Source organism: Streptomyces sp. NRRL S-37, assembly GCF_000721605.1.
Taxonomy (GTDB): Bacteria; Actinomycetota; Actinomycetes; order Streptomycetales; family Streptomycetaceae; genus Streptomyces.
Map to the genome: position 1 here is coordinate 1 of NZ_JOIZ01000124.1, position 458 is coordinate 458.

The following is a 458-nucleotide window of genomic DNA, read 5'->3' on the forward strand; positions in this document are numbered from 1 at the left end:
GCTGCATGTGGATGCGCCGTCGTCGCATGTGGACTGGTCGGCGGGTGCGGTGGAGCTGCTGACCGAGCCGGTGGAATGGGAGGGCGGGGGGCGTCCGCGTCGGGCGGGTGTGTCCTCGTTCGGCATCAGCGGCACCAACGCCCACGTCATCCTCGAACAGCTGCACCAGGAACTGGAGTTGCGGACGCAGACGGCACAAGAACCGGAGACTGTGCCTGGTGTGGTGCCGTGGATTCTCTCCGGTAAGAGTGAGGCCGCGTTGCGTGCACAGGCCGAGCGGTTGCGGGAGTTCGTGGCGGGCGCCGGGATCCGTGGCGTGGACCTCGGGTTCTCGCTGGCGACGCAGCGGTCCGTGTTCGAGCACCGGCGGCGTTCCTGTTCTCGGGTCAGGGGTCGCAGCGGCTCGGTATGGGACGTGAACTGTATGGGCGTTTCCCGGTGTTCGCGGAAGCGTTCGA

Annotated in this window: 1 pseudogene; it reads left to right on the forward strand. The window is 67.7% G+C overall.

From position 1 onward, the window contains the following. Nucleotides 1–458: pseudogene (locus tag IH50_RS38490) on the forward strand (ketoacyl-synthetase C-terminal extension domain-containing protein); the annotation flags it as partial.